20 protein-coding genes are annotated in these 21,313 nt (G+C 62.8%); 12 read left to right on the top strand and 8 right to left on the bottom strand.

The genetic code is table 11. The features are described 5' to 3' along the window. Positions 1 to 56: 56 nt before the first annotated feature. On the bottom strand, positions 57 to 1,307 hold the full coding sequence (locus ACMYR2_RS11295; protein ID WP_416192923.1) for a class I SAM-dependent methyltransferase: 1,251 nt from the start codon (positions 1,305 to 1,307) through the stop codon (positions 57 to 59). A gap of 367 nt (positions 1,308 to 1,674) precedes the next feature. Between ACMYR2_RS11295 and ACMYR2_RS11290 the strand changes: the two genes are divergently transcribed. Further along, positions 1,675 to 2,967, top strand: coding sequence for a hypothetical protein (locus ACMYR2_RS11290; RefSeq protein WP_416192922.1), 1,293 nt, complete (start codon positions 1,675 to 1,677; stop codon positions 2,965 to 2,967). A 69-nt stretch (positions 2,968 to 3,036) separates the two neighbouring features. On the opposite strand, the gene dprA is transcribed toward ACMYR2_RS11290, so the two are convergent. From dprA to ACMYR2_RS11270, 4 genes are all read right to left on the bottom strand, one after another. Then, positions 3,037 to 4,155 (bottom strand): DNA-processing protein DprA, encoded by a 1,119-nt coding sequence (gene dprA, locus ACMYR2_RS11285; RefSeq protein WP_347263224.1) that lies wholly within the window; start codon positions 4,153 to 4,155, stop codon positions 3,037 to 3,039. Between the two features lie 31 nt (positions 4,156 to 4,186). Further along, on the bottom strand, positions 4,187 to 4,777 hold the full coding sequence (plsY, locus tag ACMYR2_RS11280) for a glycerol-3-phosphate 1-O-acyltransferase PlsY (protein ID WP_347263225.1): 591 nt from the start codon (positions 4,775 to 4,777) through the stop codon (positions 4,187 to 4,189). A gap of 248 nt (positions 4,778 to 5,025) precedes the next feature. After that, positions 5,026 to 6,327: a dihydroorotase gene (locus ACMYR2_RS11275; RefSeq protein WP_347263226.1), complete on the bottom strand. Its 1,302-nt coding sequence runs from the start codon at positions 6,325 to 6,327 to the stop codon at positions 5,026 to 5,028. 219 nt (positions 6,328 to 6,546) lie between these two features. Then, a complete protein-coding gene (locus ACMYR2_RS11270; RefSeq protein ID WP_416192921.1) occupies positions 6,547 to 7,500 on the bottom strand; it encodes an aspartate carbamoyltransferase catalytic subunit in 954 nt (317 codons plus the stop codon). A gap of 172 nt (positions 7,501 to 7,672) precedes the next feature. Here ACMYR2_RS11270 and ACMYR2_RS11265 point away from each other — a divergent pair, with 172 nt between their 5' ends. Both ACMYR2_RS11265 and ACMYR2_RS11260 read left to right on the top strand, forming a co-directional pair. Continuing rightward, positions 7,673 to 9,313 carry an acyl-CoA dehydrogenase family protein gene (locus ACMYR2_RS11265; protein ID WP_347263228.1) on the top strand — a complete coding sequence of 547 codons (1,641 nt, stop codon included), beginning with the start codon at positions 7,673 to 7,675 and terminating at the stop codon, positions 9,311 to 9,313. Positions 9,314 to 9,455: 142 nt separating this feature from the next. After that, entirely contained in the window at positions 9,456 to 10,244 is a 789-nt protein-coding gene (locus ACMYR2_RS11260) for a lysostaphin resistance A-like protein (RefSeq protein ID WP_416192920.1), read from the top strand. Here the strand turns inward: ACMYR2_RS11260 and ruvX are convergent, their stop codons facing one another. Next, complete coding sequence (ruvX, locus tag ACMYR2_RS11255; protein WP_347263230.1) at positions 10,245 to 10,736, bottom strand: Holliday junction resolvase RuvX; 492 nt, start codon at positions 10,734 to 10,736, stop codon at positions 10,245 to 10,247. It lies immediately after the preceding gene. Between the two features lie 259 nt (positions 10,737 to 10,995). On the opposite strand from ruvX, the gene gatC reads away from it, so the two are divergent. From gatC to ACMYR2_RS11215, 8 genes are all read left to right on the top strand, one after another. Further along, the gene (gene gatC, locus ACMYR2_RS11250) at positions 10,996 to 11,283 is read left to right on the top strand and encodes an Asp-tRNA(Asn)/Glu-tRNA(Gln) amidotransferase subunit GatC (RefSeq protein WP_347263231.1); all 288 of its coding nucleotides are present in this window, start codon (positions 10,996 to 10,998) and stop codon (positions 11,281 to 11,283) included. Between the two features lie 14 nt (positions 11,284 to 11,297). Then, positions 11,298 to 11,504: a hypothetical protein gene (locus ACMYR2_RS11245; protein ID WP_347263232.1), complete on the top strand. Its 207-nt coding sequence runs from the start codon at positions 11,298 to 11,300 to the stop codon at positions 11,502 to 11,504. After that, on the top strand, positions 11,501 to 12,976 hold the full coding sequence (gene gatA / locus ACMYR2_RS11240; RefSeq protein WP_347263233.1) for an Asp-tRNA(Asn)/Glu-tRNA(Gln) amidotransferase subunit GatA: 1,476 nt from the start codon (positions 11,501 to 11,503) through the stop codon (positions 12,974 to 12,976). Before ACMYR2_RS11245 ends, gatA begins: the two co-directional genes overlap by 4 nt. Next, positions 12,967 to 13,275 carry a hypothetical protein gene (locus ACMYR2_RS11235; RefSeq protein WP_416192919.1) on the top strand — a complete coding sequence of 103 codons (309 nt, stop codon included), beginning with the start codon at positions 12,967 to 12,969 and terminating at the stop codon, positions 13,273 to 13,275. The genes gatA and ACMYR2_RS11235 overlap by 10 nt, the downstream gene beginning before the upstream one ends. A gap of 263 nt (positions 13,276 to 13,538) precedes the next feature. Then, a complete protein-coding gene (locus tag ACMYR2_RS11230; RefSeq protein ID WP_416192918.1) occupies positions 13,539 to 14,918 on the top strand; it encodes a patatin-like phospholipase family protein in 1,380 nt (459 codons plus the stop codon). A 66-nt stretch (positions 14,919 to 14,984) separates the two neighbouring features. After that, positions 14,985 to 16,469, top strand: a complete 1,485-nt coding sequence (gene gatB / locus ACMYR2_RS11225) for an Asp-tRNA(Asn)/Glu-tRNA(Gln) amidotransferase subunit GatB (RefSeq protein WP_347265141.1) — start codon at positions 14,985 to 14,987, stop codon at positions 16,467 to 16,469. Positions 16,470 to 17,142: 673 nt separating this feature from the next. Beyond that, entirely contained in the window at positions 17,143 to 17,277 is a 135-nt protein-coding gene (locus ACMYR2_RS11220) for a hypothetical protein (protein ID WP_283809250.1), read from the top strand. Between the two features lie 1,052 nt (positions 17,278 to 18,329). Then, a complete protein-coding gene (locus ACMYR2_RS11215) occupies positions 18,330 to 18,596 on the top strand; it encodes a hypothetical protein (protein ID WP_141384751.1) in 267 nt (88 codons plus the stop codon). Between the two features lie 126 nt (positions 18,597 to 18,722). On the opposite strand, the gene ACMYR2_RS11210 is transcribed toward ACMYR2_RS11215, so the two are convergent. Together ACMYR2_RS11210 and ACMYR2_RS11205 are read right to left on the bottom strand one after the other, a co-directional pair. Continuing rightward, entirely contained in the window at positions 18,723 to 18,878 is a 156-nt protein-coding gene (locus ACMYR2_RS11210) for a hypothetical protein (protein WP_347265142.1), read from the bottom strand. 208 nt (positions 18,879 to 19,086) lie between these two features. Continuing rightward, positions 19,087 to 19,380, bottom strand: coding sequence for a hypothetical protein (locus tag ACMYR2_RS11205; protein ID WP_347265143.1), 294 nt, complete (start codon positions 19,378 to 19,380; stop codon positions 19,087 to 19,089). A gap of 228 nt (positions 19,381 to 19,608) precedes the next feature. On the opposite strand from ACMYR2_RS11205, the gene ACMYR2_RS11200 reads away from it, so the two are divergent. Next, on the top strand, positions 19,609 to 21,309 hold the full coding sequence (locus tag ACMYR2_RS11200; RefSeq protein ID WP_347265144.1) for an NADH-quinone oxidoreductase subunit L: 1,701 nt from the start codon (positions 19,609 to 19,611) through the stop codon (positions 21,307 to 21,309). Positions 21,310 to 21,313: the final 4 nt, after the last annotated feature.

The following is a 21,313-nucleotide window of genomic DNA, read 5'->3' as shown; positions in this document are numbered from 1 at the left end:
CGCCGACTCATCGTCGAGCCGCGATCCACGAAGCATAAGCTGCTGTTGATCATGCATCATTCGCCCGCGATTTGAAGCCGGGGCCGGTGTTTTTGCTCAAGACCGCGCAGCTTTGCTTCCCCGCGCTGGATGTAGTCGCGCGTTATCGGCACGATGCCTTGCCGTTTCGTGATCAGAATCTGGAAATTCATCAGATTCTGCTTCCGGAACGACATTTCCGAAGCCGCAAGATAAAATTCCCACATCCGCGCGAACCGCTCGTCGTACAGCCGCACCGCTTCCTCGCGTCGCGCCATGAAGCGCTCGCGCCATGCCTTCAGCGTTTCCGCGTAGTGCAGACGCAGGACTTCGATGTCGCAGACCAGCAGTCCGGCGCCCTCGATGGCCGGCAGGACTTCCGACAGCGCGGGGATGTAGCCGCCCGGGAAGATGTACTTCGCGATCCATGGATTGGTGATGCCCGGACCTTCCGAACGGCCGATCGAATGCAGCAGCATGATGCCGTCGGGTTCGAGCAGCCCGGCGCAGCGCTTGAAAAAGGTATCGTAGTGGTCGACGCCGACGTGCTCGAACATTCCGACAGATACGATGCGATCGAACGGTCCGGGAATGTCGCGATAATCCTGGAGCAGAAACTTCGCGGACCGCGTCAGTTTTTTCTCCACCGCGCGGGCGTTGGACACCTGAAACTGTTCGGTTGACAGCGTAATGCCGGTGAGGCTGGCTCCGGTCATTTCCGCAAGATACAGGCCGAGGCCCCCCCAGCCTGAACCGATATCAAGGACGCTGTGGCCGCGTTCCAGCAGAAGCTTGGCGGCGATATGCCGTTTCTTTGCAAGCTGGGCGTCGTCCAGCGTCATGTCGGGGGTTTCAAAATACGCGCAACTGTATTGCTTGTCCGCATCCAGGAACAGCGAATACAGCCTGCCGTCGAGGTCATAATGGCGCGCGACGTTATTTCTCGACCGCCCGCGTGGGTTGAACTGCTGGATGTTGCGGACGAGATAGCGGAGCCACCACTGCAGTTTCCCCCAACTGGGCATGACGTCGGGCTGGTCAAGGATGACCGTCAGGAGATCGGCGATCGATCCCCGTTCGATCAGCAGCGTGCCGTCGGTGTAGGCTTCGCCGAAGGACATTTCAGGATCGAGCAGAAGCTGGCGTGAGACTTCGCTCGTCGTCAGCCGCACGCGAACGGGTTCGCCGGTGCCGTCGCCGCAGGTAAAGGTCAGGCCGCTCGCGGTTACGAATGTGATCGAGCCGCGCCGGACAAACTGGTTCAGAAAAAACCGTAATACACGGTCCATCGAAACCACCATCAACACGAGGACTCGCGTTGGAGCATGATTCCGAAAAGTGGAAACCGGTATTCGGAAAGATCATGCTCAAACAAAAGATAAGCGACGGGTCTGTTTCAACGCTGTTGAATCGGGTTCAACGCAGTTGAGACAGACTCCAGCCGCCGTAACTCCCGTAACTCCGGGAATGGTGTCCAGGTTCCATGAGGATGTAGTGACGCATGGGCCGGTTCACCAGTGCCCGGACCGCCACGCCGATATCCGAAATGAAGATGCGGTATCCTTTGCGTCCATCTCGGCGCTTCCATTCGCGGCGCAATGAGCTAAAACGTGGCCGCTGCGATGGAAGCGCAGTTTCCGCACCCGGAGGATGAGAATGTCGAGCCGAGCGCTCAGCTTAGCGACGGTGATGCTTGTGACCGTCGTTTTCGCGGCAGGTGATGCGGGAGCGAAAAATCTCGACGCGGGAAAATCGGCTGCTCAGATGTTCTCCGGGAACTGCGCGGCCTGTCACAAAGGGGCCAGGGGACTGCTTAGGACGGTGCCGCCTGGATCGCTGCCAGGATTTTTGCGCCAGCATTACACCACCGGTCCCGACATGGCCGGGATGTTGAGCGCTTACTTGATCTCCAACGGCGCGACCGATCAGCGGCGGCGCGCCGAGCCGCCGAAGTCACATCCGGGTGATCCGAGAACCGGACCGAGACAGGTGGAACGGCAAGGCAGGAAACCGCTTCCGCAGGCGGCACAGCCTCCTGAGTCCGCCGCGCAGCAGAACGAGGCTCAGGTCGGCAAGGACCGGCGGACGCCCGCAAACAAGAGAAAGCCCGGCAAGCAGAGCCCGGAAGAGGCGACGAAAGCCGGCGCCGCGGGGCAGGACGCGTCTCCGTCCGATGCTGCTGTGAAGCCCGAGACGGCGAAGACCGAACCGTCCGGCGCGACGCCGCCTAAGGAAAACGAAGCCGTCAGCGAAGAAGCGGCTCAGGGGAAAACTCCCAAGGGAGCGGCTTCAAAGCCGGAGCCCGCCAGGGAAGATAAGGCCGAAGACAAGGCCGCGAAGGACGAAGCGCCAAGAAAAGACTCGGTCAAGGACGAGGCCGGTGGGAAGCAGCCTGCTGCGGAGCAGGCCACGAATCCGCAGGCGGCCGGTTCGGGCGCGCCGAAGCCTGATTCCGTGCCATCCTCTCACAACAAGTCCAGCGCGGGCAAAGACGGAACAGCCGGAAAACCTGACGCTGACAAATCTGAAGCCGGAAAATCCGGTGCGGCGGGAAGCGGCAAGCCCGATGGCACCCCGGCCGACGCCGCGACTTCCGGTGAACCCAAGGCTGTGCCACTGCGTGCCGATCCCGTTCCAGCGGTGACGCCCGCGCCGAAACCTGATCCTGCTCCATCCGGGAATGACAAGGCGGGCGTCGGCGAAGACGGAACAGCCGGCAAACCTGCCGCTGACAAATCTGATGCCGGAAAGTCCAGCGCGGCGGAGAGTGGCAAACCCGACAGCATCCCGTCCGATGCTCCGGCCTCCGGCGATCCGAAAGCCGTGCCGCCGCGCGCCGACCCCGTTCCAGCGGTGACGCCCGCACCAAAGGTAGGCGAAGGCAATGCCTCGCCGTCGGCGGAGCCCGCCGCTTCGTCGTCCGCGCCGCCGCCGGCTCCCGAACGATAGCCTCTTTCAAATTGCTACCGCTTGATCGCTGTAACTTCGGATCGGAGCGGACAGCCTTTCAGATCGCGGTCACATCATTGATACCAGGCCGCCGCCATGGCGTTCCAGCCGTCCGGCCAGTTCCAGTTCAAGCAGCACCGTGCGCGCGACGGCCGGCGGGGCATTCGCCATCCGAATCAGATCGTCGAGTCCGATTGGCGCCGGACCGAGCAAGGCGATGATCCGGGCACGGTCGCCCGCGGCGGGCTCCTCGGTCCAGGGCTCACCGGGCTCCGGTTCTTCGGCGGGCAGATCAACCGGCCGCCTTGTAATCGGCCGGACAGCATTGATGACGTCGGCCGCCTCGGTGATCAGTGTCGCGCCCTGCTTGATGAGATCATTGGTGCCGGCGGCGCGCGGATCGAGCGGTGAGCCCGGCACGGCGAAAACCTCGCGGCCCTGCTCCGCGGCCATGCGGGCGGTGATCAGAGAGCCGGACCGATGCGCTGCCTCGACCACGACAACGCCGATCGCGGCGCCGGAGATCAGGCGGTTGCGCCGCGGAAAATCGCGGGCGCGCGGTACGTGCCCCATCGGCATCTCGGAAATCGCGGCGCCGCCTTCCAATACGGCCGCCAGCAGATCCTCATGCTCTGACGGATAGATGCGGTCGTGGCCGCCGGCAAGCACCGCGACGGTCCCGCGGGCCACGCTTGCACGATGCGCCGCCTGATCGATGCCGCGCGCCAGCCCCGATATGATGACAAAGCCGGCGTCGCCGAGATCATGCGCCAGCGTTTGCGCGAACTTGTGACCGGCGCCGGATGCATTGCGTGAACCGACGATGGCGATCATGGGACGCTCCATGACATCGACGTTACCGCGCACGCCAAGCAGCGGCGGGGCGTCGTCGATCGTTGCAAGGTGCGGGGGGTAACCGGCCTCTCCCGGCGCCAGCAAGCTGACGCCGATCCGCCGCGCGGCCGCCAGTTCGAGCAGCGCCTCGGCTTCCGTACAAAGCCGGCTGGGACGGGATGCGCCGCCACGCCGCGCCAGATCGGGCAGCCGGATAAGTGCCTCGCTGGCGCTGCCGAAATGGTTCACGAGCGAACGAAAGGTCCGCGGCCCGACGTTATCGGACCGGATCAGCCGCAGCCAGTCGATCCGCTGCGTTTCGCTCAGCCGCCTCTCTGGATTTCGGATGTCCACGCCAGCCCCCTGAGCTGGATACCGACGCGGCTTATGCCTTCGCGCCGATCCTGCCTTCGCTCCCGGCAATAAGGCGCCGGATGTTTTCGCGGTGCTTGAACCACAAAAGCACGGTTAGCACTGCAAACAGCAGCGCGAATTGTGGATGCCCGAAACCCCACAAAAGCAATGGCGTGGTGAGGCTGGCGAGCAGCGCCGACAGGGATGAGTAGCGCGTCGTGAAGGCGACGAGCAGCCAGATCGCGCAAAAGGCCAGCGCAGCCGGCCAGAACAGGCCGAGCAGCACGCCGATATAGGTTGCGACTCCTTTGCCGCCGTGAAACTTGAGCCACACCGGAAACAGATGGCCAAGGAATGCCCCAAGCGCCGCAGCCATCGCAGCGCCCGGTCCGGAGAGGAGCAATGCGATCACGACGGCGGCCGTGCCTTTCAGCATATCGCCCAGAAGTGTCGCCGCCGCGAGCCCCCGGCGTCCGGTGCGAAGAACGTTGGTCGCGCCGATATTACCCGAGCCGATCGAGCGCAAATCCTGCGTGCCCGCGATCCGCGTCAGGATCATGCCGAACGGAATGGAGCCGAGCAGGTAGCCGAAGGCGAAAGCAATCAGGCCGTTGGGGAACATCGAAAAGGGCTCCGAGTGTCAAATGCCGTTGATGTAAACCATAGATCGGCATGGTCACGCCACGGCAGATATTCACACCACCGTGAGCACCAACATTCGACTGCTAAGATTTGCGCCCATGACAAACTTTCGAAAATTGCATCCATGACCGCGCCTCCTTCCGACGCATCGGAGGTGAAGGCCATATGGTTTTGTTCCGCAGTGATCGTTGAGCGAATGGAATTTTCCTTCGGTCGAAACCGGTCGCGTCAGGCGTGCTCGAAGACCGTGCGTCCGCCGACGATCGTCCGAACAACCCGGCCCGAGAACCGGGATTCGTCGAATGGCGTATTCTTGCATTGCGATTTGAGATCGGCGGGATCAAGAATCCACGGCACGTCAGGATCGATCACGATCACATCGGCGGGCGCGCCCGGTCGCAGCGATCCGCCCGGCAAACCCAGCAGCTCGGCGGGCCGCGTCGACATGGCCCGGATCAGCGTCTTGAAGTCGAGCTCCGCGTTGTGCACGAGCCGCAGCGCTGCCGTCAGCATGGTCTCCAGCCCGATTGCGCCGGCGGCGGCTTCCGCGAACGGCAGTCGCTTGGTTTCCACGTCCTGCGGGTTATGGTCGGACATCACCACATCGATCAGGCCCGACGCCAGCGCCGCGATCAGCGCGCGGCGGTCGTCCTCGCGGCGTAGCGGCGGCGACAGTTTGAGAAACGTGCGGTACGGCCCGATATCATTTTCATTCAGCGTCAGATGATTGATCGACGCGGATGCGGTGACCGGAAGCCCGGCGTCGCGCGCCCGCATGAGGATGTCGAGCGATTCCGCGCAAGTCAGGGACGCCGCGTGGTAGCGGCCGCCGGTCAGCCCGACGAGCCGCATGTCGCGCTCCAGCATCACCGCTTCCGCGGCCGCCGGAATACCCGTCAATCCGAGACGGGAGGACAGTTCGCCCTCGTTCATGACGCCGTCGCCGACGAGATGAGCATCCTCGGTGTGATGGACGATCAGCGCGTCGAAGTCACGGGCATAGGTGAGGGCGCGGCGCATCACCTGCGCGTTCATCACGCTGCGGGCGCCATCGGTGAACGCGACCGCGCCGGCCTGCTTCAGGAGGCCGATCTCGGTCATCTCCTTGCCGGCAAGGCCCTTGGTCAGCGCCGCCATCGGATGAATGTTGACGATCGCGGTATCCCGCGCGCGGCGCAGCACGAAATCGACGGTTGCGGAGTTGTCGATCACCGGCGAGGTGTCGGGCTGGCAGACAATAGTGGTGATCCCGCCGGCGGCGGCGGCGCGGCTCGCGGATGCGAAGGTTTCGCGATGGCCCGCGCCCGGCTCGCCGACGAAAGCGCGGATGTCGATCAGGCCCGGCGCGACGATCATGCCCGCGCAGTTGACGATGTCCGTGCCTTCGGGCGCGCCCGCCGCGCCGATGCCGCTACGCGCGTCGCGAATAACCCCATCGGTGATGAGCACGTCCCCGGGGCCGTCGAGATCGCGCGCCGGATCGACGATGCGGGCGTTGGCGAGCAGGATGGGGCGGTGACCGCTCAGCATATGCCGCACCTTCGCAAACCTTCCGCCGACATAGGGCGTGAGCGATAATGCCCTCTCCCCTTGCGGGAGAGGGCGGCGGGGCCGTTGAACGGAACGGGAAGGGTGAGGGGGCCATACCCCTCACCCGACGTCACGTGTCGAGATGTGAGAGCAGCCCTCTCCCGCAAGGGGAGAGGGCGCGATAATGTTCGCGGTGCAGATCGGTGGGAAGGGTCGGGTTCATGCATTCGGCAGGTTCCTCGCCAGTGCTTCGAGCACCGCCATCCGCACCGCCACGCCCATTTCCACCTGCTCGCGGATCAGCGACTGCGTGCCGTCCGCGACGATGGAGTCGATCTCGACGCCGCGATTCATCGGTCCCGGATGCATGACCAGCGCGTCGGGTTTGGCGTGTGCGAGCTTTTTCTGATCGAGGCCGAAATAGTGGAAATACTCCGAACTCGACGGCACGAACGAGCCGCTCATCCGTTCGCGCTGCAGCCGGAGCATCATCACGATGTCCGCGCCGTTCAATCCCTCGCGCATGTCGCGGGCGACCTCGACGCCCATGCGCTCGATGCCCGGCGGCAGCAGCGTGGAGGGCGCAACGACGCGGACGCGCGCCCCCATGGCGTTGAGCAGGATGATGTTGGAGCGCGCGACGCGCGAGTGGAGAACGTCGCCGCAGATCGCAACCAGAAGTCCGTCGAGCCGTCCCTTGTTGCGGCGGATGGTCAGGGCGTCCAGTAACGCCTGGGTCGGATGTTCGTGGGAGCCGTCGCCGGCGTTGATGACGGAGCCGTCGACCTTGCGCGCCAGAAGCTCCACCGCGCCGGAGGCTGAATGGCGCATCACCAGGATGTCCGGATGCATGGCGTTGAGCGTCATCGCGGTATCGACCAGCGTTTCGCCCTTGCGGGTCGATAGCGACGACACCGACATATTCATCACGTCGGCGCCGAGCCGCTTGCCGGCGATCTCGAATGATGACTGGGTGCGGGTCGAAGCCTCGAAGAACAGGTTGACCTGGGTGAGACCCCGCAAGGAGGCGCGTTTCTTGTCCACCTGGCGGTTCAGTTCGACATATTCTTCGGAAAGATCGAGAAGGCCGGTAATATCGGCGACGGAAAGGCCCTCGATGCCCAGCAGATGCCGGTGGCCTAGGACAAAGCTCGATTTGGCGGACGATGTCATTAAAGCCAGAGCTATAGGCACACTCGTCCATGGGAGCAAGGCCGAACAGCGCGCAGGCGGGTTTTCCCCCGCCGAAGGGAGATCACGGTAAACGAAGGCCGGATCGCCGGCGTGATCTGGCCGCTGTTCGGGCATAAAGTCACATGGATATCAGCGCCGGCGGAGGCGGTTCATGACGCAGCCCTTCATGACGCACGAGGTCTTCAACCAGTCGCCGCCGTTCGAGGACGTCGATCTGTTCACGCTCGACCGCCCGCTGGCGGAGGCGGTGGCGGCGAACGGCGGCCAGGCGGCGTCGGGCGAACTGTCCGAATTCGGAAAGCACTGGGGTTCGGCGGCGATGGCCGCGCGCGGACGTCTCGCCAACGAAAATCCGCCGAAGCCGCGAATCTTCGATGCGCGCGGCAACAGGCGCGACGAGGTCGAATTTCATCCCTCCTATCATGAACTGATGGCGCACGGCATTCATGCCGGCCTCCACAATTCCACCTGGACAGCCGACGGCAGGCCCGCGGCCGGCGCGGCGGAAGTGGTGCGCGCGGCGAAATTCTACATGGCCGCGCAGGTCGAGACCGGACATCTCTGCCCGATCACCATGACCCGCGCGTCAGTGGCGACGCTCGCGGCGCAGCCCGACCTGCTGGCGGAGACGATGCCGGTGATCGCGACCCGCAGCTACGATCCGTCGTTCGCGCTGTGGCGGACCAAGCGCGGCATGACGCTCGGCATGGGCATGACCGAGAAGCAGGGCGGCACCGACGTGCGCGCCAACCAGACCCGCGCCGTACGTGATGGCGACGCCTATCGTATCACCGGCCACAAATGGTTCATGTCCGCGCCGATGTGCGACGCGTTTCTGGTGCTGGCGCAGGCCGATGGCGGACTGACATGCTTCTTCATGCCGCGCTTCCGTCCGGACGGATCGGTCAACGCGATTCATCTCCAGCGGCTGAAGGACAAGCTCGGCAACCGCTCCAACGCATCGGTCGAGGTGGAATTCGTCGAAGCCTATGCCCGGCGCGTCGGTGACGAAGGCAAGGGCGTCCGCGCCATCCTTCAGATGGTGCAATTGACGCGGCAGGATTGCGCCATCGCCTCGGCCGGCCTGATGCGCTCGGGGCTGGCGCATGCGCTGCATCACGCGCGCCATCGCAGCGTATTTCAGAAGCGTCTGGCCGATCAGCCGTTGATGCAGGCGGTTCTTGCCGATATGGCGTTGCAGGTGGAGGCGTCGGTGGCGCTGGTGATGCGCCTGTGCCGTGCCTTCGATGAAGCGCCGTCCGACCCGAAGGCGGCTGCCTGGATGCGGCTTTTGACGCCCGCCGTGAAATACTGGATCTGCAAGAGCGCGCCGGGCCTTCTTTACGAGGCGATGGAGTGCCTGGGGGGAAACGGTTATGTCGAGGAGGGCATTCTGGCCCGGCACTATCGCGAGGCGCCGGTGAACGCGATCTGGGAAGGCTCCGGGAATGTGATGTGCCTCGACGTGCTGCGGGTGTTGGCCCGCGACGGGGAGGCCGCCGTCGCCGTGCTTGAGGACTTCGCGGCGGACACCAGGGATTTGCCGGGTGCGGCGGAAGCGGTGGCTTTTCTCGCAAGAACGTTCCGTCGGCCTGACGGCGAGCGCGACGCGCGCCAGGCGGTGGAAACGCTGGCGCAACTGGCCGCGGCCGCCGCGCTCAGCCGCACCGCGCCGGATCAGGCGGCGCTGTTTGCGGCGACGCGGCTCGGTCGCCCCCACGGGAGCATGTTCGGAACGGCCGAACTGTCTGTCGCCCAGAGCCGCGATCTGCTTGAGCGGGCGCTGCCGTGAGCGCCGGCTGCGATTCCGACAAGGAATAAGGAATATGGGGCGTCATGGTCGGGCCTCGTCCCGGCCATCCACGTCTTTCTATTGCGAGGCTGCATGATGTGGATACCCGGCACAAGGCTGGCCATGACGAAAGGGAATGTCGATGACTTCCGCTGAAGCGCCCGTGTCTTCTGCTGTGGCGCCGCCGCCGCTGCCTCCGCAGCCGCGTCCCCCGCAAGCCTGGAAATTCATCGGCACCAGCCTGTGGGGGCTCGTGGTGTTCGCCGCGATGTTCGCGGGGCAGCTATCCGTCCTTGCCTATTTCGTGATCACTGATGACGCGCCGTTCAGTTTTGACGAGGTCGCGGAACAGGCTGAAAGCGGCCTGACGGTCGCGCTGTCGGTGGTCACGGGGCTGCCGGCGGTCCTGCTCGCACTGTGGATCGCGGTCCGGCTCTCGGGGGTGCCGTTCGCCGATTATCTCGCGTTGCGCCGGGCTTCCTGGCGTCACCTGCTGCTCGGCATTGCCGCCATGGTCGTGCTCGTCACCGGATGGGAGGGGATATCCAATGCGGTGGGACACGAAAGCTCGCCCGCCTTCATGGTCGATGTGGCAAAGTCGGCCCGCGCCGACGGCGCGCTGTGGCTTCTGGTGATTTCATTCTGCGTCGTGGCGCCGGTCAGCGAGGAACTCCTGGCGCGCGGATTCCTGTATCGCGGCTGGTCGGAATCTTTCCTGCGTCCCATCGGTGCGATCGTGCTGTCATCGCTGGTGTGGACCGCGATGCATCTCCAATATGACTGGTTCTTCTTCGGACAGATCTTCTCGATCGGATTGCTGTTCGGCTATCTCCGGTACCTCAGCGGTTCGATCTGGCCGACCGTGATCCTGCACGGATTCAACAACCTCGCGGCGACGCTGCAAACGTTATGGCTCGCCGGTTCGCCGTGATCATCCGGGCCCGGACGTTCGCCGCTGCGTCGCTAGCCGGTCCAGCGCGCCCTGCAGAATAAAGATCGCGGCGTGTTCATCGATGACTTTGGCGCGCCTTGCGCGACTCATGTCCAGCCCGATCAATTCGCGTTCGACAGCCGCCGTCGACATCCGCTCGTCCCACAGCCCGATGGCGAGATCGGTGAGTTTGGCCAGATTGCGCGCAAAAGCACGGGTCGATTGCGCGCGCGGTCCTTCGCTGCCGTCCATGTTGATCGGCAATCCAAGGATGAAGCCAGCCGCGCGGCGTTCGCCCGCAATGGCGAGAAGCCGTGCGGCATCCGCCGTGAACGTCTTGCGCCGGATGGTTTCGACTCCGGTGGCGAGGCGGCGATCGGGATCGGACACCGCGACGCCGATGGTCTTGGTGCCGAGGTCTAATCCGACGAGCGCTCCGCGCGCGGGCCAATGCGCGGCGGCTTCGACCAACGGGAGGACGGATGCGGGCATGGCTCCCCATATCATGCGCGGGACAGGCCGGGCAAAGGGACGCGGGTCTGCTTGGGCAACCCCTTTCCACTACGAATGGTTGCGGTGCGAAAGCCGGGTCTGCTATAGGAATCTTTCACCGATCAAGGAAACGGTGAAAGATTCAATGTTTTTGTTCTGACGCGTTTTCTTCACGCGAACCGGTATCCACTTCGCTCGAAAACGCTATAACGCCTGTCAGGCGACAATGCCTACGATAGAGCCTGCGGGGGCTTACAATATGTCCGTTGATGCCGCTACCGTCCGCCGCATCGCGCATCTGGCGCGCATAGCGGTCGATGACGCCGAGGTGCCCCATCTGCAGGACGAATTGAATGCGATTCTGGCCTTCGTCGAGCAGTTGCAGGAAGTGAACGTCGAAGGTGTCGAGCCGATGACGTCCGTGACGCCGATGGCGATGAAAATGCGGACCGACGTGGTGAATGACGGCGAGATCGCGGACAGGATCGTCGCCAACGCGCCGGTGACGCATGACCGCTTCTTTCTGGTGCCGAAGGTTGTCGAATAACAGGTTTTGATTTGATGTGTCTGCTCTGCGGCGATGAAAAGGCTTATCGAGCCTATATGGACTACCTCGACGCCATGGAACGTCAGGGCCGAACCGCCGATCCCGACGAGGCGGCGAACGCCGTTCTCGACATGCTCCACGCGGTCGATGCGGCGCCTGCCGATGATCCCCGGAACGACAGGACGCTGTCGCCCTTTTTTTGCAGCGCGGTTGATAGATGACAGACCTGACCTCGCTCACGCTGGCCGAGGCGCGTGACGGTCTCGCGCGTAAATCCTTCACCGCGCTGGAGTTGACCGACGCGCATCTCGCGGCGATGGCGCGGGCGCGTGTGCTGAACGCCTATGTGCTGGAGACGCCGGAGCAGGCGAGGGCGATGGCGCGCCAGGCGGACGAGCGGATCGCCAAAGGCGAGGGCGGCCCGCTCAACGGTCTTCCGCTCGGCGTGAAGGACCTGTTCGCGACGGAAGGCACGCGGACCACGGCGTGTTCGCGCATTCTCGGTGATTTCAAGCCGCCCTATGAGTCCACCGTGACCTCACAGCTCTGGCGCGACGGCGCGGTGATGCTCGGCAAGCTCAACAATGATGAGTTCGCGATGGGATCGTCGAACGAGACCTCCTGCTTCGGGCCGGTGGTCAATCCCTGGCGGCGGCAGGGCTCCGATGTAAAACTGGTGCCCGGCGGTTCATCCGGCGGCTCGGCCTCGGCGGTGGCGGCCGGACTCTGTCTCGGCGCAACCGCGACCGATACCGGCGGCTCGATCCGCCAGCCCGCCGCCTTCACCGGCACGGTCGGCCTCAAGCCTACATACGGACGTTGCTCCCGCTGGGGCACTGTCGCGTTTGCGTCCTCGCTCGATCAGGCCGGGCCGATCGCACGCACGGTGCGCGACGCGGCAATTCTGATGCGCTCGATGGCCGGCCACGATCCGAAGGACACGACGTCGGTCGATCGTGCCGTACCCGACTATGAGGCCGCGGTCGGCAAATCCGTCAAGGGAATGAAGATCGGTCTTCCCAGGGAGTACCGGCTGGACGGGATGCCTGCTGAAATCGAGAGGCTGTGGTCGCAGGGCGCCGATTGGCTGAAAGCGGCGGGCGCCGAACTGGTGGAAGTATCGCTGCCCCACACGAAATACGCGCTGCCTGCTTACTACATCGTCGCGCCGGCTGAGGCGTCGTCCAACCTCGCGCGCTATGATGGCGTCCGTTACGGCGCGCGCGCCGATGGACGCAATATCGTGGAGATGTACGAGAACACCCGGGCGAAAGGCTTTGGCGCGGAAGTCCGCCGCCGTATCATGATCGGAACCTATGTTTTGTCCGCTGGTTATTACGATGCGTATTACCTGCGCGCACAGAAGGTTCGCACCTTGATCAAGAAGGACTTCGAGGATTGCTATGCGGCGGGGGTCGACGCGATCCTCACTCCGGCGACACCGTCCGCCGCCTTCGGCATCGGCGAGAAGACTGATTCCGATCCGATTGAGATGTATCTCAACGACATCTTCACGGTGACGGCGAACATGGCCGGTTTGCCGGGCATTGCCGTGCCCGCGGGCAAGGATGCTCAGGGGCTTCCCCTCGGGCTGCAACTGATCGGCCGTCCGTTCGACGAGGAGGCGGTCATTTCGCTTGGTGAGGTGATCGAGCAGGCTGCCGGACGCTTTACGCCGGAGGTGTGGTGGTGACGCCGGATGATTTCAAAGCCAGCCTGGCGAACGCCGAGCCGCCGCAGGGCGTTTCGGTGCCGCTTGCGGCCTTGTGGTGGGCCGCCAAGGGCGACTGGAACAAGGCGCATGTCATCGTGCAGCCGGTGGTGGGGCCGGAGGCCGCGTGGGTTCACGCCTACCTGCACAGGCTTGATGGCCGCGAGATCGGCAACGCTGCTTACTGGTACCGCCGCGCCGACAAGCCTTTTGGAAAAGGCTCGTCCGAAGACGAGTGGAGCCAGATCGTCGCGGAATTGCTTGGCGGCGGTAACGGCTAGAGCATCGGACCCGAAAGTGGGAACCGGTTTCGGGATAAATCCGATGCTCAATCAATTAACTGGAGCGGCGCCGCTGATTCCATTTGATCGGCCGCCGCTCTAACCGAGTTTGGCGGTGCGGCTGCCCGCCGACTTGGTCGCCGCCCAACATGCTGAGCCGGCGACGGCGTTGACCACGACCATAGATAGGTCGTCGGGATGATTGCCATTCGCCCCGCCACGAACCATAGTCGGCGCGCGATTGGCGGGGCTACTTCACGACCATGCGTTCAGCATTTGCTGTCATCGGACTATGCGCGTTGCTGCTCGGTTGCGCGTCGATCCAGAATGCACCCGTCAACCAGCCGGGCAGCAGCGCCGACCTCGTAGGCCAGCTCCGCGAGAACTTCGAAGAACGGGTCGCCACTGACGACAGTCTGGTGGTGCTGTCGTTTTCAGGCGGCGGCACGCGGGCGGCGGCCTTTTCCTTCGGCGTGCTGGAAGAACTGGCGCGGACGCCGGTGCGCGGCGGTGGCGCATCAATGATCGACCGGATCGATTTCATTTCCGGGGTGTCCGGAGGGTCGGTGACCGCCGCCTATTTCGGGTTGCGCAAACGCGAGGCGCTGGCCGACTTCCGTGAGAAGTTTCTTCTGCGCAATGCCGAGGAGGGACTTCAAACCGACCTCAACCTCGCCACGCTTGGCAGGGCGTTCGCCGGCGGCATCAACGACTCCAGCGGGCTGCCGCGCTGGCTCGACGCCAACCTGTTCCATGGCGCGACCTTCGCCGATCTGCGAAGGACGGTGCGCCCGCGGGTATGGATCAACGCCTCCGACATCTACAATCGCACGCCCTTTGTCTTTGGCGCGACCGCGTTCGGTGCGATGTGCAGCGACCTCGCGTCCTATCCGCTGGCGAACGCGGTGGCGGCGTCGGCGGCGGTGCCTGTCGCGTTCGCGCCGGTGGTGATTCAGACCTTTCCCGGTCGATGCAAGGATCCGCTCCCGGATTGGATCGTGAAGGCGCGGGACAACCGCAATGCGCCGCCGATGCTGAGCGCGTTCGCGAAAGCCATCAGCCGCTATCACGATGGCGAAATTCCCTACATCAAGCTGCTCGACGGCGGTCTCGTTGACAACTACGGCCTGTCCGGTTTCACCATCTCGCTGCTATCGGCGCGCGCGCCCTATGAACCGCTGTCACCCCAGCAGGCCGTCAAAATCCGGCGCGGACTTGTTGTGGTCGTGGACGCCAGGACCGGCCTTTCAGGCAACTGGATCAATACCATTGAAGGTCCCAGCGGCGCTGATCTGGTCAAGGCGGCGGCGGATACCGCGATCGATGCCAGCGTCGGCGCGGGTTTTACGGCCTTCGAGCGCACCATGGGCGACTGGCAGGCGGCGCTGATCCGTTGGCGTTGTGGTCTGTCGGCGGCGGAGCGCGCGCGTTACGGGGCGCGTCCGGGCTGGAACTGTCACGATCTTAAATTTTTTGTCGGCCGGGTCGGCTTCGACCAACTCGATCCCGCGCGCGCCGCTCGCCTTGAGACCGTTCCGACCCGATTCCGCTTGCCTCCGCAGCAGGTGGACGAGGTGATCGCGGCAGGCCGCGACGCATTGCGGGCAAACTCCGCGTTTCGCATGTTTGCCGGACGCATGTAAGCGAGCGTGGACCTCGCACATAAAAGATGGGTTTCCCAATCGTGAGCCCCGGAGTAAAAACCGCGCATGAACGCACCTGTCAAACCGTCCCATCTGATCAAAGGCGCAACCGGCGAGTGGGAGATGGTGATCGGGATCGAAGTCCACGCCCAGGTCACCTCCAACGCGAAGCTGTTTTCGGGCGCCTCGACCGCCTTCGGCGGCGATCCCAACAGCCACGTCTCGCTGGTCGACGCGGCGATGCCGGGAATGCTGCCGGTCATCAATGAGGAGTGCGTTCGCCAGGCGGTGCGGACCGGCCTGGGACTGAACGCCAGGATCAACCTGCGTTCGGTGTTCGACCGCAAGAACTATTTCTATCCCGATCTGCCGCAGGGCTATCAGATCAGCCAATACAAGTCGCCGATCGTCGGCGAGGGTGAGGTCGTGGTCGATCTTGCCGACGGCACAAGCTTCGTGGTCGGGATCGAGCGTCTCCACCTCGAACAGGACGCCGGCAAGTCCCTGCACGATCAGCACGCGGACATGAGCGCGATCGACCTGAACCGCTCCGGCGTGGCGTTGATGGAAATCGTATCCAGGCCCGACATGCGCTCATCCGAACAGGCCAGGGCCTACGTGACCAAACTGCGGACGATCCTGCGCTATCTCGGCACCTGTGACGGCGATATGGAGAAAGGCAACCTCCGGGCCGACGTCAACGTCTCGGTGCGCCAGCCGGGCGAGCCCTTCGGCACGCGCTGCGAGATCAAGAACGTCAATTCCATCCGCTTCATCGGTCAGGCGATCGAATACGAAGCGCGCCGGCAGATCGGCATTCTTGAGGACGGCGGCAGCATCGATCAGGAAACGCGGTTGTTCGATCCCGATAAAGGCGAGACCCGCGCGATGCGCTCCAAGGAGGAAGCGCACGACTACCGCTATTTCCCGGATCCCGACCTGCTGCCGCTGGAGTTTTCGCAATCCTTCGTCGATGCGCTGAAGACCGGCCTGCCGGAGTTGCCGGATCAGAAGAAGCAACGCTTCATCGCGGATCTCGGCCTGACGCCGTATGACGCCACCGTGCTGGTCAGCGAGCATGAGAGCGCCAACTTCTACGAGTCGGTCCTGGCCGGTCTTGCGAACGCGCGACGGGATGGGAAGGTTGCCGCCAACTGGGTGATCAACGAACTGTTCGGGCGGCTCAACAAAGAGGGCGTGAGCATCGAGGCGTCGCCGGTATCGGCGTCCCAGCTCGCGGCGATCATCGACCTGATCGGCGAGGGGACCATCTCCGGCAAGATCGCCAAGGATCTGTTCGAGATCGTCTGGACCGAAGGCGGCGATCCACGGGTGCTGGTCGAGGCTCGCGGGATGAGGCAGGTCACCGACATGGGCGCGATCGAGAAGGTGGTTGACGACATCGTCGCGGCCAACCCGGATAAGGCCGCGCAGGTCCGCGACAAGCCGCAGATGATCGGCTGGTTCGTCGGTCAGGTGATGAAAGCGTCCGGCGGCAAGGTCAATCCGCAAGCGGTGAACGAGCTGCTCAAGACCAGGCTTGGTCTGTAACCTTCGGCCGCCGGTTCAACTCACGCGCGGCTGCATCCCTCGCTTTGACGGCATCGACGCGCCGGCCGCCTCGTTGCCTGGCGAATGGTTTTTGACGCGGATGGTTTTCGACGGACGCTGCACGGGCAGAGGGATAACCATCAAGCTGCTTCATCATTGAATTGCGGTTGCTCAAGCGTACATCGGTCATGCGGATGGCGGCCGGCGGAGTGGGAAAGCTGAATCAGTTTTCGCGAATCAGATTCCACGACTTGCGAAAACATGCGCCGTAGCGGGCGCTGAAGGCGCCTTCCAAAGTTATCGGCGAAAATATTTTCATTGCCAAAAGTCAGGACTCGGAGTCCGCACCTGTATCGATTTTACTGGACGTGCCGGTCGGAGTGATGCGTGCCGCGCATCAGCCGTCAGTTTGCTGAATCAAGAATATCGTTGCAGCGCAGCCATTATTTGAAATCCTGAAAAACTCCTGCCTGAGTTTCCCTCGGCTTGCCCGCATCGTCCATCCACGAGTCCCCGTATAACCTTGGTGCGCGCCACTGTCGGGCCGCTGTGAGATGTCAACACTTCCTTAAGCGGGACACTGTTTTTTTTTTGATGTTGGTGTATTCGAAAGATGTGCATTTCGATTCCCGAATGCATGCAGCGACGAAGCCATCTCACTCTGGAGGGCAACATGGCCAAGAAGGCGAAGAAGGCGAAAGCCAAGGCGAAGACGACGAAGAAGGTGAAGAAGACGAAGAGCGCGGTGAAGAAGACAGCGAAGAAGACCCGCAAGGTCGCCAAGAAGGTCGCCAAGAAGAAGAAGTAAGTTCGCTTGGAATCGCCGGCGGCTTGATGCCGGCGACGTCGTTGGAGCCGAGGCAGTTTGCTTCCAGGCAGATTTCAGTTCGGGCTACGACGACGAGAGAGGGTGTCGGCGAGACATCAGGTCAAACGGTCGGATCGTTGTTTCGGAATTTCTCCTCGACAACCGGTCCGAAGGAAGATCGCGATGAGTCTCGTCGCCGGTCTTCCTCGACGCGGATATCAAGTCCGCGATCACTGGCGGCCCAGGCTGCGGTGAGAGTTGGTCCTGACGTGTTCACCGACGCCCTCGTCCTGCCGCTGGCTCGGCCATCAAGCTTTCTTCGCTTCTGATCAAATCAGAGGCGCGCTGCCGGATTTTGATTTGACGCGTTTTCTTCGCGTGAACCGGTATGCTGACCTCCGGAGTCGAGTCCGGGGACATGCTTCGCGCGAAGACGTTATAGCGCTCGCGTCGCCATTTCCTGTCATTCTGCCAACAGAGCGGCCGCTGGAAGGCTTGCGGATCGTGGTGATGCTTGACGGCATCGTCCCGGCAGCGCCTTCGCGCACGCGCGTCTGGATCCGGGCTTTATAGCGTTTTCGAGCGAAGCGGAATCCGGTTCGCGTGAAGAAAACGCGTCAAAACATAAAGATGGAGTCTTTCACCGTTTCCATGAAGCGGTGGAAGACTCCAGATCGGCGGCCGATCAAATGGAATCAGCGCCGTCGCTCCAGTTAATTGATTGAGCATCGGATTTATCCCGAAACCGGTTCCCACTTTCGGGTCCGATGCTCCAGCGATGGTTAGCGGTCTGCCAAATCTCACGGTAAACCGAATCGTGCGAGACGGCGAAAGCCTTTGTCATATAAGGGTTTTTTGATCCGAAGTGGTCGCTATCCGCCGATGACGTTCACGTTCGATTCATCGCGATACTTAAACTGCTCTTCAAATTTCACCTTCATGATCCGTGTGTCTGGACGGCACGCCGGCGAACGGCGGTTGGATCCAGCGGGGCGCTGACAGGTGGATGGGCCGCACTCGAAGCAGGGCGGCAAAAAAAGGGGAACAGAGGGATGTTTCAGGGGCAGATCGATTTCGAGACGGCGGTGCCGGTAAGCGCTGACGCAATTCAGGATATTCTTTTCGAGCGGGGGCTGTACTGGGCGAGCGGTCGCGCCGGTCTGGTCGATCTGGTGGCCGCGCATAAATGGTTCAACCTTGCCGCCCTCAAGGGGCACGCTGAAGCGGCCGCGATGCGCCGCGAGGTTGCCGCTCTGATGTCCGAGACCGAGATCGTCATGGCGCAACGCGATGCACGGGCCTGGATGACGGTGCACTGACGAGCCGCCTTGACTTGCGGCCGGACTTTGAGCCGGGGATGGATGCCGGTTCGCCTGAGGAAGACGCGTCAAAACATGAAGGTAGAGTCTTTCACCTTTTCCATGAAGCGGTGAGGGACTCTGAGTTCAGTCGGAGGCGGAAAGGCTCTCGTCCTCAGGTTTTTTGCTGATGTGGGATGCGCGGGCGCGGTTGATCTTCCGCCGATTCCACAAAACCGCGCCAATGGTAGCGGAGATCACCAGAAACGGGATCACATATACATAGACGTCCAGAACGCTCATGATGCGTGGCCTTGTAACATATCCAGGAATTTTCGCGCCGTTTGAGTGCGATGGCCTTTCGTTGTCAGACTTTGAACCGGCCTGGCCAGCTTGAGGTGATGCGACGCGTCGTCACACACCGTTATGCGGCGCCCGTCATCCGCAACTCTCCAGCCTGATCGCGCAAAAGCCAGATCCGAACTTGGCGGGTACAGCCGGTTCATCCAAGCTAATCGTTGTCGTCCAGTTCAGCGTTCCAGCCGCGCGCCTTGGCGCGCGCGATGGCCTCGGTATAAACGCGATTGTGGCGCTCGGCCAGTTCCGGCGGCAACGCACTGGGAACGTTACCGTATTGATCCCAAAGGTGGTTCACTTTGCTCATCAGCGCCTGCATCTGCCCGGCGTCCCAGCCCGCGCAATCCTGCGTTTCGGGGATGAGTCCGAAAACGCGCGCATCGAGCACGGTTCGCCCCAGCGCGGTTATCCCGTGTGTGTCTTGATCAAGTCCGACGTATTTAGCCATGGTAGTTCTCTTGCCTGAAAACGATTCAATAAGCGTCAGGGTCAAACTATATTAGCTTACTTTGGGGGTTGAATAAGAAATTCAAATTTCTTCTTATTCGATACTGCCTTATATGATGCCCACGCCAGCCTGCTCCGGCCAGCGGGAGCAGCGCGGGTCCTCTCGACTGCTTCGAATATCTCGACTGCTTCGACATCGCGCCATCCCGACTCAACAAGGAGTGTTGCCGTGGATCAATGGGTCTCTTGGTGTCTGGTGGCATTGCCGGCGCTCCCGGTACTATCGGCGATAGTGGCTCCGCTGGCAGGATCTGGTCAGCAAGCACGGGCGGCGCGCCTCAGCGTGGCGATGACGGCTGTCACATGCGTGGTCTCGGTGGCGTTGCTGGTGGCGGTGCTGCGTGCCCCGCAGGGCGATGTGACGGTGGCGCATCTCGGGCCGGCGGCTTTGTTGCTCGACAATCTCGCGGTGGCGATGGCGGTGCTGGTGTCGGCTATCAGCCTGGTGGTGCATGTGTACTCGGTGCGCTACATGGCCGACGAACCCGGCTATGTGCGGTTTTTCGCCATGCTGGACCTGATGACGGCCGTGATCCTGATGATGGTTATCGCCGGCGATCTGCTTACGCTGCTGGTCGCGTGGTTTCTGGTCGGGGTGCTGTTGTTCTTTCTGCTCGGCTTCGATACCAGCCGCAAGGCCAGCGGCCGCTATGCATTATGGACGTTTCTGACCTATCGAGTGGGCGATTTGCCATTGGTGGGCGCGGCGTTGCTGTTGTGGCATGGCTATGGCACTGCCCAGTTGCCGGAACTGTTCGCGCGGATCGGTGCCGATCCAAACGTGCAGCTAGGTGGAGTGGCGGTGGTTCCGACGGCGGGGATGCTGCTGGCGCTGGCGGCGTTTGCCCGCTCGGCGCAGTTCCTGCTGCATACATGGCTGCCCTATACGATGGACGGTCCAACGCCGGTGTCGGCTCTGATGCATGCGGGCATCGTCAACGCCGGCGGATTTCTGTTCAACCGCTTCGCGCCGGTGTTTGTTCACGCGCCCGACGCGCTGCACCTGGCGTTCATCGTCGGGCTGGTGACGGCGCTGATCGGCTCGGCGCTGATGCTCACGCAGAACGACGTCAAGAAATCGTTGGGCTATTCCACCATGGGGCAGATGGGCTTCATGATCATGGAATGCGGGCTGGGCGCGTTTTCGCTCGCCGTCTATCATCTCATCGCGCATGGACTGTTCAAGGCCACGCTGTTTCTCAATGCGGGCAACGTGATCGGCGACAGCCGCCGCGAAGATGGCGTGCCGCCCGATGATATCTACAGCTTCGTGGTCGAACGCCGTCCCCTGCGCGAAGTCCAGAGAGTGCCATGGCTGTTGGCCGCGCTCGCCACCGTATTGGTGCCGGCGCTGGTGCTGGGTCTGTCACATGGGATGGTGGCGGCGGATTTCTTCCACAAGCAGGGTTCTGTGGTGCTGCTGTTCTTCGGCTGGGTCACCGGCGCGCAATTGTTCTTCTCCATTCATAAGATGCCCAGCGAGAGTCCGCTGCGCACACTGACCATGGTCCTTCTGTCCTTTTTCATCGTGGTGGTCGGCTACACCCTGATCGCTCATACGTTCGAGACCTTCCTCTACCCGGATGCCGAGTTGCGCGACGCCATCTATGCCGCGGCGAGTATCAATGTCCTGGCTTTCGACACTCTCGTGGTGCTCGTCACGGTCGCGCTTGTCGGCTCCTGGCTGGCCACCTTTTATGCCCATTCTCTCGAATTCGAGGGCAAGCCCGGCACGCGGTGGAATGCCATCTACCTCTATCTCTACGCCCTGTTTTCGCGAGAGTTCTACGTGTCTTACATCTACACCCAACTGGCGCGCGGCACGCTGAGCGCGACCAAGCGGGTGAACATCTGGCTGCGTTGGGTCTGACCGC

It is taken from the genome of Nitrobacter sp. TKz-YC01 (assembly GCF_047824785.1).
GTDB lineage: Bacteria > Pseudomonadota > Alphaproteobacteria > Rhizobiales > Xanthobacteraceae > Nitrobacter.
Note: the sequence above shows the minus strand (reverse complement) of the source record. Positions and strands in the feature narration are given on the sequence as shown.